This is a genomic window from Bradyrhizobium sp. 76, assembly GCF_023073025.1.
Lineage (GTDB): Bacteria > Pseudomonadota > Alphaproteobacteria > Rhizobiales > Xanthobacteraceae > Bradyrhizobium.
The window spans coordinates 1-1,367 of the sequence record NZ_JADPIS010000043.1; the positions used below are offsets into that span (position 1 = coordinate 1).

The 1,367-nt window shown below is 67.8% G+C and carries 1 protein-coding gene; it reads left to right on the forward strand.

The genetic code is table 11. From position 1 onward, the window contains the following. Positions 1–1,367, forward strand: a 1,367-nt coding sequence (locus tag IVB48_RS11965; protein WP_247400068.1) for a type I polyketide synthase, incomplete at both ends; no start/stop codon positions are given.

Below are 1,367 nucleotides of genomic sequence, written 5' to 3' on the forward strand. Positions count from 1 at the left end.
CGGATTGGCCGGGCAGAGCCTGCTGTGGGGCCTGTGGGAACAGCGCGGCGTCGGCATGACGGCGCATCTGGGCCGTGCCGAACTAATGCGGATGCGGCGTCAAGGCGTGCAAGCGCTATCGCTGGAGCTTGGACTCAAACTGCTGGATGCAGCGCAGGCACTGCCCGAGGCGATGCTGATCCCGATCCATCTGGATCTTGGCGTGGTACAGCGCCAGTTCGGTGAGGATGTGCCGGCGCTCTACCGTGGGCTTATGCGCAGCGGCTTGCGGCGGGCCTCGACGTCGAGCGGCGATACGAACGCACTGCGGGTTCGGCTGTCCGGGCTTGGCAGCGATGCGGAGCGGTTACAGGCGCTGGTGGAACTGGCGCAGGAGGAGATCGCGGCGGTGCTGGCGCTGCCCGGGGCCGCGTCCGTGCCTGCGGATCAACCGCTCAAGGATCTCGGGCTGGACTCGCTGATGGCGGCCGAGATTCGCACCCGCCTGTCGAAGCGGGTCGGGACCAAGCTGCCGACGACGCTGGCGTTCGATTATCCAACCGTGCGGGCGATGGCGCGGCTCCTGCTCGAGAAGCTCGAGCTCGGTCGAGCTTCTGTCCGTCTGGAGCAGCGGCTAGCGATCACCGCATCCACGGCCACATCGGAAGCCATCGCGATTGTGGGGATGAGTTGCCGCACACCTGGAGGTCCGGCGAGTCCCGAGAGCTACTGGTCGCTGCTGGAGCGCGGTGGTGACGGCATTGGCCCGCTGCCGGGTCGTTGGAGCCGGGATCTGTTGCGGCGATTGGAAGGGGTGACGGGATGGCTGACGCAGGAAGGCGGCTTTGTCGACGCCGTCGAGGATTTCGACGCGGGCTTCTTCGGCATCTCGCCGCGTGAGGCGGTGGAGATGGATCCGCAGCAGCGTCTGGTCCTGGAAGCGGCGTGGGAGGCGCTGGAGCGTGCGGGCCTGCGACCGGAGGGGCTGCGAGAGAGCCGGACCGGCGTCTATCTCGGCTCGATGGGTAGCGACTACGGCATGCACCGCTCGCTCGAGGAGACGACGATGTGGACGACGACAGGCAAGCTGTCGAGCGTGCTGGCGGGCCGTATCTCCTACGTGCTGGGCCTCGAGGGCCCGGCGATGACGATCGATACGGCTTGCTCGTCGTCGCTGTCCGCCATGCATCTGGCGTGCACGGCGCTGCGGCAGGACGAGTGCGATCTGGCGCTGGCGGGCGGTGTGCACGTGATGTGTACCCCAATAGCTTTGGTGAGCATGGGCGCGGGCGCTGTCGCCCCCGACGGCCGCAGCAAGAGCTTTTCGGACGGCGCGGACGGTGCTGGCTGGAGCGAGGGCTGCGGCGTGCTGGTGCTGAAGCGCCACT